At 60.8% G+C, this 14,851-nt stretch carries 11 protein-coding genes; 1 reads left to right on the top strand and 10 read right to left on the bottom strand.

The features are described 5' to 3' along the window. Positions 1–260: 260 nt before the first annotated feature. The 8 genes from FYK55_RS25240 to FYK55_RS29850 all read right to left on the bottom strand — a co-directional run bounded on the left by FYK55_RS25240 (position 261) and on the right by FYK55_RS29850 (position 11,816). Positions 261–2,174, bottom strand: coding sequence for a protocadherin (locus FYK55_RS25240; RefSeq protein WP_201743804.1), 1,914 nt, complete (start codon positions 2,172–2,174; stop codon positions 261–263). 106 nt (positions 2,175–2,280) lie between these two features. After that, positions 2,281–3,231 carry a YybH family protein gene (locus FYK55_RS25225; RefSeq protein WP_161604739.1) on the bottom strand — a complete coding sequence of 317 codons (951 nt, stop codon included), beginning with the start codon at positions 3,229–3,231 and terminating at the stop codon, positions 2,281–2,283. A 448-nt stretch (positions 3,232–3,679) separates the two neighbouring features. Next, entirely contained in the window at positions 3,680–5,530 is a 1,851-nt protein-coding gene (locus FYK55_RS25220; protein WP_235908968.1) for a hypothetical protein, read from the bottom strand. A gap of 31 nt (positions 5,531–5,561) precedes the next feature. Then, a complete protein-coding gene (locus tag FYK55_RS25215) occupies positions 5,562–6,464 on the bottom strand; it encodes a hypothetical protein (protein WP_201743803.1) in 903 nt (300 codons plus the stop codon). A gap of 80 nt (positions 6,465–6,544) precedes the next feature. After that, a complete protein-coding gene (locus FYK55_RS25210; protein WP_150079408.1) occupies positions 6,545–7,540 on the bottom strand; it encodes a hypothetical protein in 996 nt (331 codons plus the stop codon). Positions 7,541–7,583: 43 nt separating this feature from the next. Continuing rightward, positions 7,584–9,161 carry a hypothetical protein gene (locus FYK55_RS25205; RefSeq protein ID WP_150079407.1) on the bottom strand — a complete coding sequence of 526 codons (1,578 nt, stop codon included), beginning with the start codon at positions 9,159–9,161 and terminating at the stop codon, positions 7,584–7,586. 126 nt (positions 9,162–9,287) lie between these two features. Continuing rightward, positions 9,288–10,658 carry a hypothetical protein gene (locus FYK55_RS25200; protein ID WP_150079406.1) on the bottom strand — a complete coding sequence of 457 codons (1,371 nt, stop codon included), beginning with the start codon at positions 10,656–10,658 and terminating at the stop codon, positions 9,288–9,290. A 171-nt stretch (positions 10,659–10,829) separates the two neighbouring features. Beyond that, positions 10,830–11,816: a hypothetical protein gene (locus tag FYK55_RS29850; protein WP_235908967.1), complete on the bottom strand. Its 987-nt coding sequence runs from the start codon at positions 11,814–11,816 to the stop codon at positions 10,830–10,832. A 214-nt stretch (positions 11,817–12,030) separates the two neighbouring features. Between FYK55_RS29850 and FYK55_RS29845 the strand changes: the two genes are divergently transcribed. Beyond that, positions 12,031–12,564 (top strand): hypothetical protein, encoded by a 534-nt coding sequence (locus FYK55_RS29845; protein WP_235908966.1) that lies wholly within the window; start codon positions 12,031–12,033, stop codon positions 12,562–12,564. Between the two features lie 35 nt (positions 12,565–12,599). Here FYK55_RS29845 and FYK55_RS25190 read toward each other — a convergent pair whose 3' ends face one another. Together FYK55_RS25190 and FYK55_RS25185 are read right to left on the bottom strand one after the other, a co-directional pair. Next, positions 12,600–13,517, bottom strand: a complete 918-nt coding sequence (locus tag FYK55_RS25190; RefSeq protein WP_150079404.1) for an SgcJ/EcaC family oxidoreductase — start codon at positions 13,515–13,517, stop codon at positions 12,600–12,602. Between the two features lie 442 nt (positions 13,518–13,959). Then, on the bottom strand, positions 13,960–14,748 hold the full coding sequence (locus FYK55_RS25185) for a hypothetical protein (RefSeq protein ID WP_150079403.1): 789 nt from the start codon (positions 14,746–14,748) through the stop codon (positions 13,960–13,962). Positions 14,749–14,851: the final 103 nt, after the last annotated feature.

Raw genomic sequence — 14,851 nt, 5'->3', positions numbered from 1 at the left:
GTGATTTCCAGTGCAATGAGCGGCAAGGCGCTAGCCGCCGGTTGGCGGGAGAAAACCCGCGGCTAGCGCCACGCGGCTCACGCAAAGTGGCGCTGTCCGGCTAGGCCCTGTCTGAAATCTCGCAAATCCCGTCGCTGCCTTCCCATCAAAAACCGTGATTTCCAATGCAATGAGCGGCAAGGCGCTAGCCGCCGGTTGAGGCGAGATAACCCGCGGCTAGTGCCACGCGGCTGACGCAACGTGGCGCTGCGCGGCCAGCTCTACTGGCTCGACCCCGCGTCACTGCCCGAACCCGATGGATCGTTCTGCTCGAGCCTCACGAGCAGCCATTGTTCGGTCTTCTCGTTGCCGAAGTGAATCAGACAGGGTGCTTCATCTTTGGTCAGGTTGTACAAACCGGTTTCCACGACGTCGTTCGTGTTGTCGCCGACCGTAAAAGCGACTCGCTGTGTTTTCTTGTCGACCGATCCTTGAATCACTTGGTTCTTGTCGGTCGCGGTATCGGTGTAGTTTCCGCGAATGACCCCTTCTTTGTTGACCGCAAGTTGGAGGGTGACGTTCGATTGCTGCTTGCCGGACTGGGTGAGCGCGAAGACGCCCAATGGCAACCATTGCGTGTCCGAATCCGGTTTTGACTCAGCCCCGGCTTCGGCCAACTCAGTCGCCTGGTCGTAATACTGATCGGAGGTCCCGACGTCTTGTCCGTTGATGTAGACGTTGTCACCTTGGTAAACGACGGTCTGGCCGTAGTCGTAGTAGATCGGCGTGACGTTCCCATATCCAAAATACGCCGCGGCGGAATTCCAGCTGCAAGCGGTCCACGCGGAACCAGCAACCCAGCCGGCGGCGTACCATGCCCCGGGATAGCGGTTGTACCAACCGCGTCCATACAGATCCCAGTGGCTGTAGCCGTTTCGCACGGAGACGGCGGTCGTGTATCTGGCCGAGGGGGAGACCCGGGTGAATCCGGCGGCGACGCCTTGCGGTCCCACCGCCACGGCGCGTCCGGCACCATAACCGCCCGGACCGCGCACTCCACCGGCGGCCACGGCACGGCCATCGGGTCCGACCGCCGCACCCCTGGCGGCGACGCCTCCCTCCGAACCGCGCGCTCCGCGAGCCGCGGCCACGCCTCCGTCGGGACCAACGGCCGCTCCGCGCGCCGCCGCGCCACCTTCGGAACCGCGAATTCCACCCACCGATGCGACACCTCCTTCGGGACCGACGGCCGTGGCACGACCGGCGGCGTTGCCTTCCGCACCTCGAACTCCGCTCGCGGTTGCGGCACCGCCCTCCGCGCCAACACCGACGGCACGCCCAGCGGTATTTCCTTGAGGTCCGGTGACGGCAATGCCCGCGGCCTGCCCTCCCCGGTCTCCCTGCTTGGTTCCGTAGTTAATATCCAGGTTGCTGCCCCGCTCCGGTGATCGAGTGGCCGCGGTACGATTGCCGGCGCCCAAACCCTGCAGCCCGCTGTCGGAGGGCAATCCCAGGAAGCTGTTCAATTGGTTCTGGCTGGGGGTTGAGAATCGGTCGCCCGACCTTCCGGCCCCGCCCCGGTTGCCAGCTTGCATCCCCGTGGCGTCGAAATCTCCGCGCCTTCCCCCGTCGGTCCGGCTTCCCGATCGACGCATGCCGGCGTCGGAGCCTCCGGACGCACCGAACCCCGAGTTGCCCCGCGACGACGCTCCAAAGTCCGACTGTCCGAATCCGTTCATCCCGCGCGAATTGCCGCCGCGTCCCGACTGCGTGCCGCCGGCTTGAAATGATCCGCCACGGCTGAATCCGCCGCTTCCCCCCGAGAACCCTCCCGAGCTTCGGCCAAAGCCAGCGGATCCTTGACTGCCCTGCATGCCTCCACCGCCGAATCCGCCGCCGAATCCGCCGCCGGACCCGCCGCGACCACCACTACTCCGGCCAGAACCGCCAAGCCCGCCGCTGAAACCTCCACCGCCCCCGCCTCCGAAACTGTGACCTCCGCCTCCACCTCCGCCACCGAAGCTGCGGCCCCCGCCTCCACCACCAAAACTGTGGCCTCCGCCGCCTCCGCCAAAACTGTGGCCTCCGCCACCACCGCCACGGCCGCCGCCGAAACCACGTGCCGAGAGATCGGCAATCGGCAAACAGACCATCAACAGAACGATCGGGACGATCAGGTTGGATCGAGGACTCATGAGCGAAGGCTCCCAAGACAGATTGGTTCGAATGTTTTGGAGGGATGCTGGGTCATCCGTGTGCTTACTGGCCTGTGCTTACTGGTCTGTGCTTACTGGTCTGTGCTCACTGGTCTTTCAAATCCTTTCCCGGCTGGCGTTTGATCACAACTTCATTCGTGTCGGGTAGTGGCGTGTCTCCCAAAAACCGTTGCGTCGACTGCCAAGCGTAGGCGTTGTCGTCCAGCCGGCGCAGCGTATTGACGGCGTCGGTGGTGATGCCATCACCCGTCATTCCGTGCACCTCCGCCATCCACCCGCCTTCGACGGGCCGCCAAACGCCAACGGCATGCCCACCGTCGGGACTGAAATCCCAAGATTGAACGTACTCATTCAACGAATTCCATCCGATCAATTGAACTCCCGAAGTCTGAGTGCCGTCGACCAGCGTCGTGGTGTAATCCCGTTTGATAAAGTGATCCCCGGCAACCCAGCGACAAGCGGACTCGATTCGCACGCCTTGTTCTTCCGCAACCCAATTGCCAATCAGCCAAGCCAAGTCGGCGGCGTTGCGTTGCGCTTCAGAAACTTCAACCGGGCTGTCGCGGACCGATGTCATCAGCCACTTGCCATCCGATTTCCCGTGGACCGCCGTGTAACGGCTCATGCCGACTCCGAGTGGAAGGGAATCCACTCCAGCGATGCCGTCTTCAATGGCCACGTTGGGACCGACCTGCCGTAGACTTTCGATTCGAACATTGATTCGGTGTTCCGGGTTCTCTTTGAAGAACTCGGCGTAGGCCTTTCGGATTTCCTCGCGGCCCACGTATCGCTGTCCGGAGCCATCCAGGTACTCGCCATCTTCGGTCCACAGCTCGGCAATCCTGGCGGCATCGCCTTCGTTGAAGGCTTTCACAAAGGCCCCGGATTGCTCTCGGATCGCTGCTAGATCCGGCGACTCACTCGCCTCGGGCGGTTGCGGACCCTGTCTCTCATTGTCGGTCACTTCCGCCCCCTGACACTGCCACGGGGCCAACAGGAACAACAGAATCACCAGCAATCTGGATTGTCTCATCATTCGATTCCCCGAAGTAGACTTGCCGCGTCGGGAATGGGATGGGGCCCGTCCGCAGCCGTGCTCGCGCCCCGACCGCAGATGAGGAAACCAAGCGGTCGCTATCCCTCGAACGGCGAGGTGACGCCCCGCGGCAAGGTGCATTCGTCGTACCACGCTCCGGGCAATCCACTTGTCATTTACTTTGGCAAGTGACTTCGCCCTGGGGAATCCAGATTAGGGCGCGGTTCTTCCAATGAAAACTTCATCTTCGCCCGGTCATCGACGTGGCAAACTCGCCCTCGCCGCGCTACCGAGCGCACCAAATCAGCACATTGGGCTTATCGGCACACAGATGGACCGAGCGAAATTCGCACATCGGAAAAATCGGCGGCGCGAGAGCCACCGGATTTCGCAGGCAACCGCTTTCCGCGATCACGGACGCGAGAGCGTCCGCGGCTCGCTGGACAGGTCACTTCAATTGCACCGCCGTCGCTTCCCCGCCGACTTGAGCACCTTGGACGACCGTCTTCTCGGGTGCGTCCTGGCCGGCTTTGATATCGAAGCTCTGGCCTTCGGGCGCTCCGGGAACAAACGATTTTCCGTTGACGCGGACGGTGTAAAGGATTTCACCGCTTTCGGCATCGACCAATTGGACGACCGGTGAATCGACGTCAAAGGTCAATTCGCCCAGCTTTCCCCAGGACGGCGGGTTGTAGTTGTCGAACTGCGAAATGGTCAGCGGCCAACCGGGATACTGATGGGCCGACGGATCGGTCACGTCCACGTTCCGTGGCCAGCATTCCATGGTGATCTGCCGCGTCTTTTTATTCAGCCGCACAATCCCAAAACCGGCCGCGCGGGTGTTCAGCAGGTTGCCGGCGGGTTTCTTGTCGGGGTTGGCCGCCGCGTAGTTGGTGACCTTGTTGTCGAAGCCGTCAAGATGGTCGCCGGTGTACTCGGGGCTCCCCGGTTCCCGGTTCTGCCCCGGCTGCAGCGGTTCCCACCAGCGAAGGTACAGGTTGGCGATGGAGGGAACGCAGAACGACCAGATGGCGTCGCGGTGTTCATCGATGCCGTGATGAAAAATCGTCGCCAAGTGCTGATCCCCGGCGTAGTGAAATGCAAATCCTTTGCGGAGCGATTCCAATGCCCGGTTACGTCCACTTTGCGGCCAACCATTGGAATCCATGTCCGCATGCAATCGACCGTTGGCGCCCCCGTGAATGTGAGCCCCGCCACAAAAGATCGTTTGCGACAGAGCGACTTTCATCTGCGCGTCGTGCCAGTCCCTGGCCCAGGCGTCCAGAAAATCCAATTGCCGCTGGCCGAGCAGAACGGCACCTTCGACATCGACGCTGGCGGGATCATAATCCGGGTTGCGAATGTGGTCGGGGCGTGGCCCCTGTTTCGGCACTCGGCCGGCCGGACCGGTCTTGAACTTGCGGTCTTCCAGGATGGCAAAATCGATGTCGCCCCAATTCAAATTGGTGAAATAGACACCGATGCCCTGTCCGATCTTCCGCGGGTCCACGGGATCGGGAAGGTGGCTGGTCTGAGCTCGTTCAACCTCCTGGACATAGATTCCCGGCTGACGATAACCGCCGTCGGCATTGCCACTGAGCGTGGAAATCTTTCCGCTTTCGCCCCACAGATTCGGTTGGCCAACGTCATGGTCATCGGGCAGGCTGACGGAGGGTCGGTCCTTGATGATCTCACCAAAATCACGCCCGAACTTCAGCCAGGCCGCGTAGTGCCGGTTGTGATCGTAGACCTGATCACCAGAGAAGAACAACAGGTCGGCGTCGACCTTCTGAACGTTGTCGATCAGGTCTTGCCGCGAAATGTCTCCGCCGTGGGCGGGCTGGATTGAATTCCCGGTAAAACCAGCGACGACGATCTCATCTTTGTCGACCGGGTTCTTGCGGATCAGGCCCTCGTAGACCGCTTCGGATCCATGCCGGACGCGATAAGGGTAAGCTTGCGTGTCGTCCCAGTCCTCGACCCGAAACGGTGCCGTCCAGCCGCGTTCGATGACGTCCGTGCGGGCAACTTCGACCCACTGGCCGTCTTTCTGGATTTCCAGTCGAACCGCCGTGGGTTCGCCCGACTGAAGCGGATAAAGTTGGGCGGTCAACTTGAGCGTGTTGTCGTGAACCGTGTACAGGGCAAAGCAGATGACCTCGCTGCGCGGGACCTCGGGGATTTCCAGGATCGCCCGGCCCGGTCGGCGTTGCGAATTCTGTTGCGCCAGCGCCGTGTGGCCGAAAAACAGCAACGCAAAGCAGCAGCATGCGATTGATTTGGTTCGGTGCAGATTCATGGAGGTGCCTAATCGATCGATTTGAATCGAGCTAGTTTATTTGAGCTTCGGACGGTCGTGGACGCCGCCAGATTAAAAACAGAAACATGGGAATCAGGAAGTGTGGTGCCCGCAACACGGCCTCGTGCAAGTACTGGTCGCCCCCCCAGTAGTTCAGCCCCCACGACATGCCGGCGACGGGTCGTGCGATGGCCGTCAAGAATCCCCACCCGGCCGCGTACAAAGCACTCCCGCGACGCACCAGCGGAATGCAAATCCCGACGCAGACCAAAAAATCTAGAACGCCGGCGGTTCGCAACAGGGCTTGGGCCGTTTCGTAATCCACCCCCAAGATCACCGTCGTCATGGCGTAAAAGTTTCCGGGCGTCGGCCACAGTCCGATCGCGTAACTCCCATGTCCGGCGAACGTCATGATCACCGCGACGATGGCGGTCGTCACCGTGACCCGGTGGCCGGGTCCAAGTCCGAGTGCCATGACCAGCAGGATCGGGATCAGCATTTGGCCACCGTGTTCAACGAACATCGGAAGTTGCCGCTGCGAAGCGACGAAGCTGGCGTAGCTGAGCAACACGAGTAGCCCGCTGCCGGCGACCAAGGCGGACATTTGAATCCAGGATCTCTCGCGAACGGTCACGGTCAACACCGTACACACCAGATACAACCACCAGATCCTGGCAATCCATTTCTGGACGAAGCCGTCGTCAGCACCCGACCCGACAAATTCGTCCCAACTGAGGCCCAAGCGGGTTGCCAGCTCGAAGGTGGAATCCTGCCAGAGCAGCACGCCGTAAGGGCCTTCCCAGTAATAGTGCACCCAGGTCCAGCCGGCGAAGCAAAGAAATGCCCCCAGTCTCAGACAGAAGAGCGGAAGTCGGCTGTAATGCGATTCGTTCACGATCGGCCCGGACATTCGCGGTGGAACGCGACGTCGCATGTTGGTTTGGGGGTGGGGTGACCAGCCTTAAAACGCGTCGGGAGCCGCCACTGCAATGACTCCAACGCGATCCGGTGGCGTCAGTTGTTGTCGGGAGCGCCGATCTGGATGACGACCCAAGAGCCGACCGCTTGCACACTTCGCTCCTCTGCCAACGCTGCCAATTCGGGCAGACGCGTTTCGAGCTGTCGTTGAACCAACTGACGCGCCAACGGCCCGTTGCCGAATTTGGCCAACAGCTTGGCTTCCTCGTTGGTCGATCGCAACCACGCTTCAAGTCGCACGTCGCCCACCATTGCCGGCACTTCCGGCAGTGCGGGAACCGTCACGCCCGGAGGCCCGTATGCCGCTTGCAAGAATTGTTCGTCCGACGACATCTGGAATACCCAGTCTGTTGTCTTGGGAAACAGCCGGTTGACGGATTCTTCGATCGGCGTCTTTTGATTCAGCCGCAGAATGATCTTGTCCGCGGTTTCTTCCACGAACTCCTTCAGATAGCCGTTGGCGATCGGAGTGGCCTCCGCGACGGCCTTGGGAATCAGGTGGTCCGTCATTGGCATGATGCCCGATCCGATCAACCGACCGAGCGGGCGATCACGGTGCCCCGTCACCCGCTGGACGCTCGCACACACGGTGACCTGGGGGATCGTCGAGATCTCTGAAAACCGTCGACCGTCAAACCGCACAAGCGTCTGGGAGGTAAAGGGCCCCCACGCGGCCCCGTGAGCAACGATCGGCCCCCGCCGGCCGCGAACGCGGGCCCGTCCGCGACCTTCGCTGGTGACCTCGAACACGGCGTGTTGACCGCTACGCTGCAAATCGATGGCCAGTCGACCTTCGCCGTGGATCACACCGCTGCAGCGAAAATTGAGCACCGTGGCGCACAACGGGATCTCGGCAACGATCGGGCGATCTGCCACCTCCGCCAGAAACGACCTGGAGATGCGAAACACCGCTTTGATCTCGTCCGGATGGGCCGCGGGCTCAGCTTGGCCGAACGATTCAGCCGCGGACGCGCCGATGCAAAGAATCAATGCCAGCCGCAGCAGGCAGATCGTTCGGGGCGAATGGATCATCAGGGCTCTCGTTTTCGACAAATTCGATGGGGGCGAACACGGTCTATTTGTCCGCCTGGGCGACCGTGGGGTTGTCTAACGTTCCCGTCACGGTGAATCGGACGTCGCCAGATTGTCCGGTTGCCGTCCCCGCCAATGCCGCGGGCACTTGCAGCACGAGATCAAGCGAACGGTCGACCCCCACGGATCCACCGACACGGCAGACCAGATCCGGTGAAAACTCTGGCAACCCGATCCGCAGCCCCTCCTGGAACAGCCGTCCCTCGCGAAGCTGAAAATGAACTTCGCAATCTTTCGCGACACGAACCGTTTGCGAGGGAGATTTGCCGTACTGATCCGCCAGGACTTTGACCATCGCGGTCAACAGCGGAGTGCCAACCGTTGTGGTCACTTCGTGCAATTGTAATTGGCCATTCAATTCGGTGCTGCGAAGCAGTTGTTGCTTGGATCCGGATAGCGGAACATGCATGGAGTCGATCGACAACGAGAACTCCCCTTCGACGTCCGCCACATCGGCCAAGGCAGGAACTAGCAGTCGCAACCACTCTTCGCCTCGCTGGGATTCCAGGCGGCGATGATCAAATAGATTCACCGGAGCGAGCTCCAAAACGGGGACGTCGTCTTGATACCGAATTTCCATCTTCAAATCGACTCCGTCGACATCCAGCAGGGGTTGCTCATGCTCGGGCAGCCGAACGACCAGCGAAGCATCCGTGACCGCAAGTTCCGGGTGAGCCACCGTGCCCGTGATGTGACATTCAACCAATCCTTTCTGCTGCCGCTTCGTGGCGTCCAAGCGGGGCAACTGCAGATGCAGATCCAGCGTCTGGTCCAAACCGATCGAGCCGTCGACATGGACCTGCAACTTGGGATCGATGTCCGGAAAACCGAATTGCAATCCCTGGAAGTGAAACCTGCTTTGGTAAAGACCAAAATCGATCTCCGCGTCATGGACGACCCGCACCGATTCTCCGGGCCGAATGGAATACAGATCCGCGAGCAGTTTTGCCAAGGCGACGCGAAGCGGGGATTGGGTCAGACTTGAGAGCTGATGAATCGTCATCTGGCCACGAACCTCAAGGTCCGCCAGCCACTGCGCGTCTGGCCCACCAACCGGGATCCGCATGGTGTCGACCGACAAGGACAGCTCACCGACCAGGTCGGGCGAGTATTGCAGTTCCGGATCGACCAGGTGCAAGAGGCCGGTGCCAAGCTGTCGGCTGATCTTTTCTCGCGTGAGCAGTTGGACGGGATCCACGGCAATCACCGGACGCCCTTCCTGCTTGTCGACTCGCAGCACCAAGTCCACGCCGTCGATGTCAACCAACGGCTCGCTGCGATCGGGCAGACGGACGACTAGCGAAGCGTCCTTTGCGGACAATTGTGGATTGCTGACCGTTCCCGTTAGGTGACACCGGACCGGTCCACGCTCTTTGTGCTTGGTCGCATCAAGCCGCGGGATTTCCAAATCGATGTCCAGGGTCTGATCCAAACCGACCGATCCTCGGGAGATCATTTCCAACCGCGGGTCCAGATCGGGAAATCCGGCGCGGACCCCCTCGAAGTGAAATCGACCATCGATCAATTGAAATTCGATTTCAGCATCGTGGGCGATTCGCACCGTCCGGGTCGGCTGCTTGTTGCAAAGATCCGCTAGCAGCTTGACGATCGCTTGTCGAATGGGCGTGTCGGCATCACTTATCGCCTCGTGGATCGTCAGCTTGCCGTCAAGCCGAAGTGATTGGAGTCAATCATCGTCAACAGCCCCGATCGGAAGACGGAGTTGATCCAGCGAAAGAGAAACTTCGCCATCCACCTTGGGAGAGTACCCCAATCCAGGATCGACGAATTGCAGCAGCGTGCTCGCCAGATTCCGATCGATCTTGTCTCGGTCCAGCAATTCCATTGGATCAAATGAAATCACACGTCCGCTCGGTGAATCTTCGACGTGCGCCGTAAAGTCCACCCCGTCGACATCGATCAGCGGTTCAGCTCGGTTGGGCAAACGCACCACGAGCGATGCGTCTTGTACCGAGAACTGCGGATTGCCGACGGTGCCGGTCACTTGGCATCGAACCGGACCTTTTTGTTGCTGTTTTGCCGGATCAAGCCGCGGGATTTCCAAGACCGTGTCCAGCGACTGATCGAGTCCGACCGATCCTCGGGCCAAAACCTCCAGTCCCGGATCGATGTCGGGGAATCCGAACCGGAGGCCTTCGTGATACAAACGTCCGTCGCGTGCCTGGAACTTGATCAACGCATCCTTGACGACCCGTGTCTGCGACGGCGGCTGCGTTTGGTGGATGTCGGCGACCAGCTTGGCCAACATCTTCAGCATCGGATTCCCCGTTTGGATGGCAACCCGATGCAGAGCCAGCTCGCCCTGAGCTTCAAGTTGCTCCATCGCCTCCCGCTCCGAAAGCCCAATGGGCAATCGCAAGTTGGACATCGAGAGAGAGAATTCTCCTTCCACTTCCGCGGCATCCCCCAGCGAAGGACTGATCAGCCCCAACAACTGGTCGCAATGCTCGGGCGTTAAGACTTCTCTCTGATAGATCTCGAAGGGCTCCACCGACAACCACCTTCCCTGATCCGAATCTCGCACGTGCGCGGTCAAATCAACGCCGTCAAAATCGATCAGCGGCTGATCGGACAGATCGCTTTCGACGGACATCGAAGCGTCGTGGATCGCCGCGGTGAAGATGGGTGAGAGGAGCGGTGAAACCGTCCCCTTCTCCCCCAGGGGAAGCTTGCACCACAGACGCGGTTTTTCAACGGAAATCGTCCCCAAGTCCGGCGACGAAGCAAACAGCTGCGGCCAGGGCCGGTCCGTCGTGACGCTGTCGACCTCGATACGGAAACGGTGCTGCTTTCCTTCGATCTTCAGGTCGTCGATCGACACGGGGGAGATCCATCCGAGCGACGCCGCGCCGGTCGAAGCGGTGAGGCTGGGAGCCGCCATGATGGTGTTGATCAGTCGGTCGCGCAGGCCTGTTCGCGCAATCACGGCCGGCGCAATGATCACCAGCAAGGCGAGCACAACAAAAGCGATGCCCAAGCGACGCAACCATCCCGCGCGGCGTCCGGATGCCCGCGGGGTCGACGATCGATCGCTCATGTTCTGCTCGTGATGGCGTCAAGAAGTGTTCACTTCGGCGGGCAGCCAACTTACCGGAAAGGATGAACAACGACCGTCCCGATCTTGCGGACCTGAATAGAAACGCAAGTCGATCGGAAGAGCCGTCGGCATGTTTCCGCTGCCCGTGCCGTCGTGGCGAACTGGAATGCTTTAGTTTGACTCGGGTTCTGGATTCTCCAGTCGCACCAGCAGCCAATTCTCGACACGATCCGTTCCGAAGTGAACCAACACCGGAGCGTCATCCTGGGTGAGGTTGTAAAGTCCCGTCTCGATGACGATGTCTTCACTTTCGCCAAGCCGGAATGCGACCCGCTGGGTTTCCTGGTCGACCTGCCCCTGAACGGTGTAAGCCTGGTCGGTCTTGGTGTTGTACAGCGTCCCGCTGATGATACCCTGCTTGCTGACGGCCAACTGCAAGACCGTGTTCGGGTCGACGTCCTGCGGATCCCTGGCCACCGCAAAGGTGCCCAACGGCATCCATTCAACTTGTTCCGCTTCCTCTTCGCTGGCCGGTGGCGGAACAGTGGCCAGGATCGCCGCACTTTGTGCGTATTCGTCCGCCGATGCGACCTGCTCGCCGTTGATGTACACAACGTTGTTCTCGTAGACGACGTTCCCGCCCTGACCGTAGTCGTAGTAGACCGGCTGCGCCCACACATTCGATGCTCCCCAGTTGAAGAAACTGGTGCAGGCGGCAAATGTCGGGATGGTCCACCAGTAGTTCGGGGAGTGGTCACGGAACTGAACGCTGTAGTGCCAACCGCTGAAACCATGCGAATGTCGGCTCCACCAGTTCGGACTGAAATAGTCGCGGTAACCTTGGTCCCAGTGGCGACGAACGCCATCTCCCCAACCATGCCAATAATCCATGCGATCGGGGTGCCGGTTGCCCCAGTTGTACATGTCACCGATTTGGTTCTGCCAACGGTTGTTCAAGTTATTGATCTGGTTGCGATCAATGTTGGCCCACGAAGGCCGGTTGTTGATCACCGTGTTGTTGCCGATGTTGACGTCACCCACATTGATGTCGCCAAAGTTGGGTCGCTTGTTGATTCCGGGGCGATCACCGGCGCCCGGCCGGCCCGCGACTCCGGGACGATTTGGGCCGGGTCCGCTGGGGCGCAGCGGCTTGTCCATGCCCAAGAAATCGCTCAGGTCACCCGGACCGGCCGCGCCGCCGCCAGGACGATTGCTGCCCGGGCGGTTCGGGAGGTTCCCGCCGGGTCGATTCGTACCGGGTCGATTCGTACCGGGTCGATTCGTACCGGGTCGGTTGGGAAGGTTGATCTCGGGCCGATTGGAATTGCCGGGTCGACCGGGCTTGTTCAGACCCGAACCGCCGAGGTCGGGGATGCTGGGGCGATTGGGCGTCGGCTTGCTGATTCCGGGCCGCGAGGTGTTGGGGCGGTTGACGTTGGGCTTCGGAAGATTGGGCTTCGAAATGCTGGGCTTGGAAACGCCGGGCCGGGAGGGTGCCGGCCGGCTGCCAGGCCGAGTCGATGGTTTGGCGGAAGGTCGCGTCGAGGGCTTGATGCCGCCGCCGGGACGATTGGTTTGTGGACGCGACGCGGCAGGACGGCTTGCCGAGGGGCGCGCCGTTGGACGGTTCATCGCCGGCTTGCTGACGGCGGGTTTGCTGACCGAGGGGCGGCTTCCAGGCCGGCTCGCGGGTCGGCTGGACGGTCGACTGCCTCCCAGCTTTGGCGTGCTGGGGCGCGGGGCGGGCTTGGCCCGGCTCGCACTGGGACGGCTCGCACTGGGACGGCCGGCTCCGCCGCGGCCACCTGACTTTCCTTTGAACCCGCTCCCTGCCAAAGCGTCGCCGCCATCGATCAGCGGTACCGCGATCAGCAGCAAGGCGACCAGGGCGATCACGATCGATTGAAGTTTCGTATTCATCGTTCAAATTCCTCCAACTGCCTACTCGGTTTCCGTGGACTCGGCCGGTGCCTTGTCCGCGCCGGGAACACGGACCACACGGACGGTCGGCGACGCCGGTTGCGGATCGCCTTCAATGTCGTGCCCGATCAACTTGAGTGTCATCTCATCGTCATTGACCCGAGAGAGAACAAACGTTCCGGAGGCCGCTCGACCGTCGGCCAACGTTTGGCTGGACTTGATCAACCATTCGCTGCCGCTTTGGGTCCAGACGCCATCCCCGAAAGATCCGTCGGAATTGAACGTCCAGGACCGAATTTCGGCGCTTCGTGGATCCCAACCGATGATCTGCGTCCCCTGCGAGGTCACCCCATCGGGGACTTGAACTGCAAACGAACGCAACAGGAATGCCTGATTCGGCGTCCAGCGATACACGGTTTCGACGCGGGCGTCTTCACCGTCGTCGACCCAGGTTCCCACCAGCCATGCCAACGGCTGAAGGGCGTCGTAGGACGATGCCGGTGGCGCGACGGGCGTTTCCTCGATCTCTTCAATCATCCACTTGTCGTTCTGATTGACCAGGATGGCGGAAAACTCATTCACGCTGGTGGGGTCGTCGGCCGAACTCACCGTGACCTCACCCTCGACGCTGGCGACATCGGGCTTGATCAATCGTAACCGTGTGATCCGGCCAAAGATCCGCGTGTCGGGTCGTTGCTCGAAGGCTGCTGCGATATCGCTCCGAATGGACTCACGCCCTTCGGTCCGCTCACCGGTCTCACGATCGATGTGCACCCCCGACTCTGTCCAAAAACTCATCACGTCCTCGATCTGATGTGAATTGAACGCCTGGGCGTATTCATCGATCATTCTCTTCACCGCGGTCTCGTCTGAGCGTGCGGGAAGTCCCAGCGTCGCAAGCAGGGTCAGCGACAAAATCGATCTGGCAATGAATCGCATCGGAGAATCTCCTCGGTATTGAAGCACTAGCAGTTCATGAAATTCACATCACGGTGAGAAACGGACCAAGGTGGACGACCTCGTGATCGAAATCATGGTTGCCAAGAACTGGAGGTCCTGAATCGGAACGGGGACAGGCAACCCGAATCCCATCCTGCCGTCGCTTGATCCGTCGGCCAGATCGTCACGCGAACGGACGATGGGAAAAATCCAGTGTAAGCCCGGCCCCGGAGCTGAGTGGCATTCCGGCAATTCTTTTCAGGGATTGTCAACGGCCGGCGATCGACGCCCCGTTCGCGACAGGCGGCCGTGTTCCCGCCGGCAGACACGCGTCCTCCGTGCGTTGCCGCGCGCTCAAGCTCCGTGATTCGCTGCTCCACCGTCGGGTTCGCAGCAATCCGGCAGCACCAACAGTCCGCTGCCCAATCAGTCCGCTGCCCAATCAGTCCGCTGCCCGATCACGGTTCTCGAAGCTGGCGGCGTCGATCACGACCTCGCCAAGATCCGTCACAGGGTCGTTCAGATCGAGATGCAGTCGGCCTTTGGCCAGCGGCCGCCGTTCGCCGCCGATGCGAACCGAACCGAGGGTGCCGTGTTCATGCCAGACCCTGATCGTTACCGGTCCCTTCGGTAGCCCGCGGATGGCCAGATGACCGTCCTTGTCGGAGACACCGACGAATTCATGCTCCAACACCAATACATAGGCCCGTTCCCAGGGATGAATGTTGCAGCGAACCGGTATCGGGGCGGGTTCCGCCGATCGCAACCGCAGCGTGTAACTGCTCTTCGGCGGGACAACCCCTGAGAACGGCTGATTCGCGAACCAGGCAAACGTCAGGTTGTGAAAGACGGCGTCGTCCTGCTCCCGAACGATGAGCCGGTCGCCTGCCTGAGCCACAACAATGTGCGGTTGAATGCGACAATCCTTGACGCCGATCTCGACCTCCCGATTCCGCGGCGGACGTTTCCATTGTTCTCGCTCCCGGCGACTGGGCGACACGTAAGCAACAACGTCACGGACTCCCTTCGATTTCGCATCGACGAACTGCCGGCCTTCATTCAAGTCCACTTCACGGCAATCATGCGCAAACGGATTCTCGATGGGTTCCAGCTCCGGCGGTCGCCCCTCCCAGACAAAACGCATCGTCAGGTCAGCGGCTCGCCCCGTGGAAGCCGCAAGAACAACCAGTGCAACGGCCAGCGAATAAACTCCGAGGGGCTTCGAATTCATGATCGCGACAACCGCTGGTGCATTGAGTGAAGGCTGCATTCAGTGAAGACAGGACACTGTCTTGGAGGCCTTCAAGATTACACGCTTCGGCAGCCCGGTGATG

The sequence above is a fragment of the Roseiconus nitratireducens genome, from assembly GCF_008629675.1.
GTDB classification, from domain to species: domain Bacteria; phylum Planctomycetota; class Planctomycetia; order Pirellulales; family Pirellulaceae; genus Stieleria; species Stieleria nitratireducens.
The sequence above is the reverse complement of the archived record's forward strand: the minus strand, read 5'-3'. Positions and strand labels throughout refer to the sequence as shown.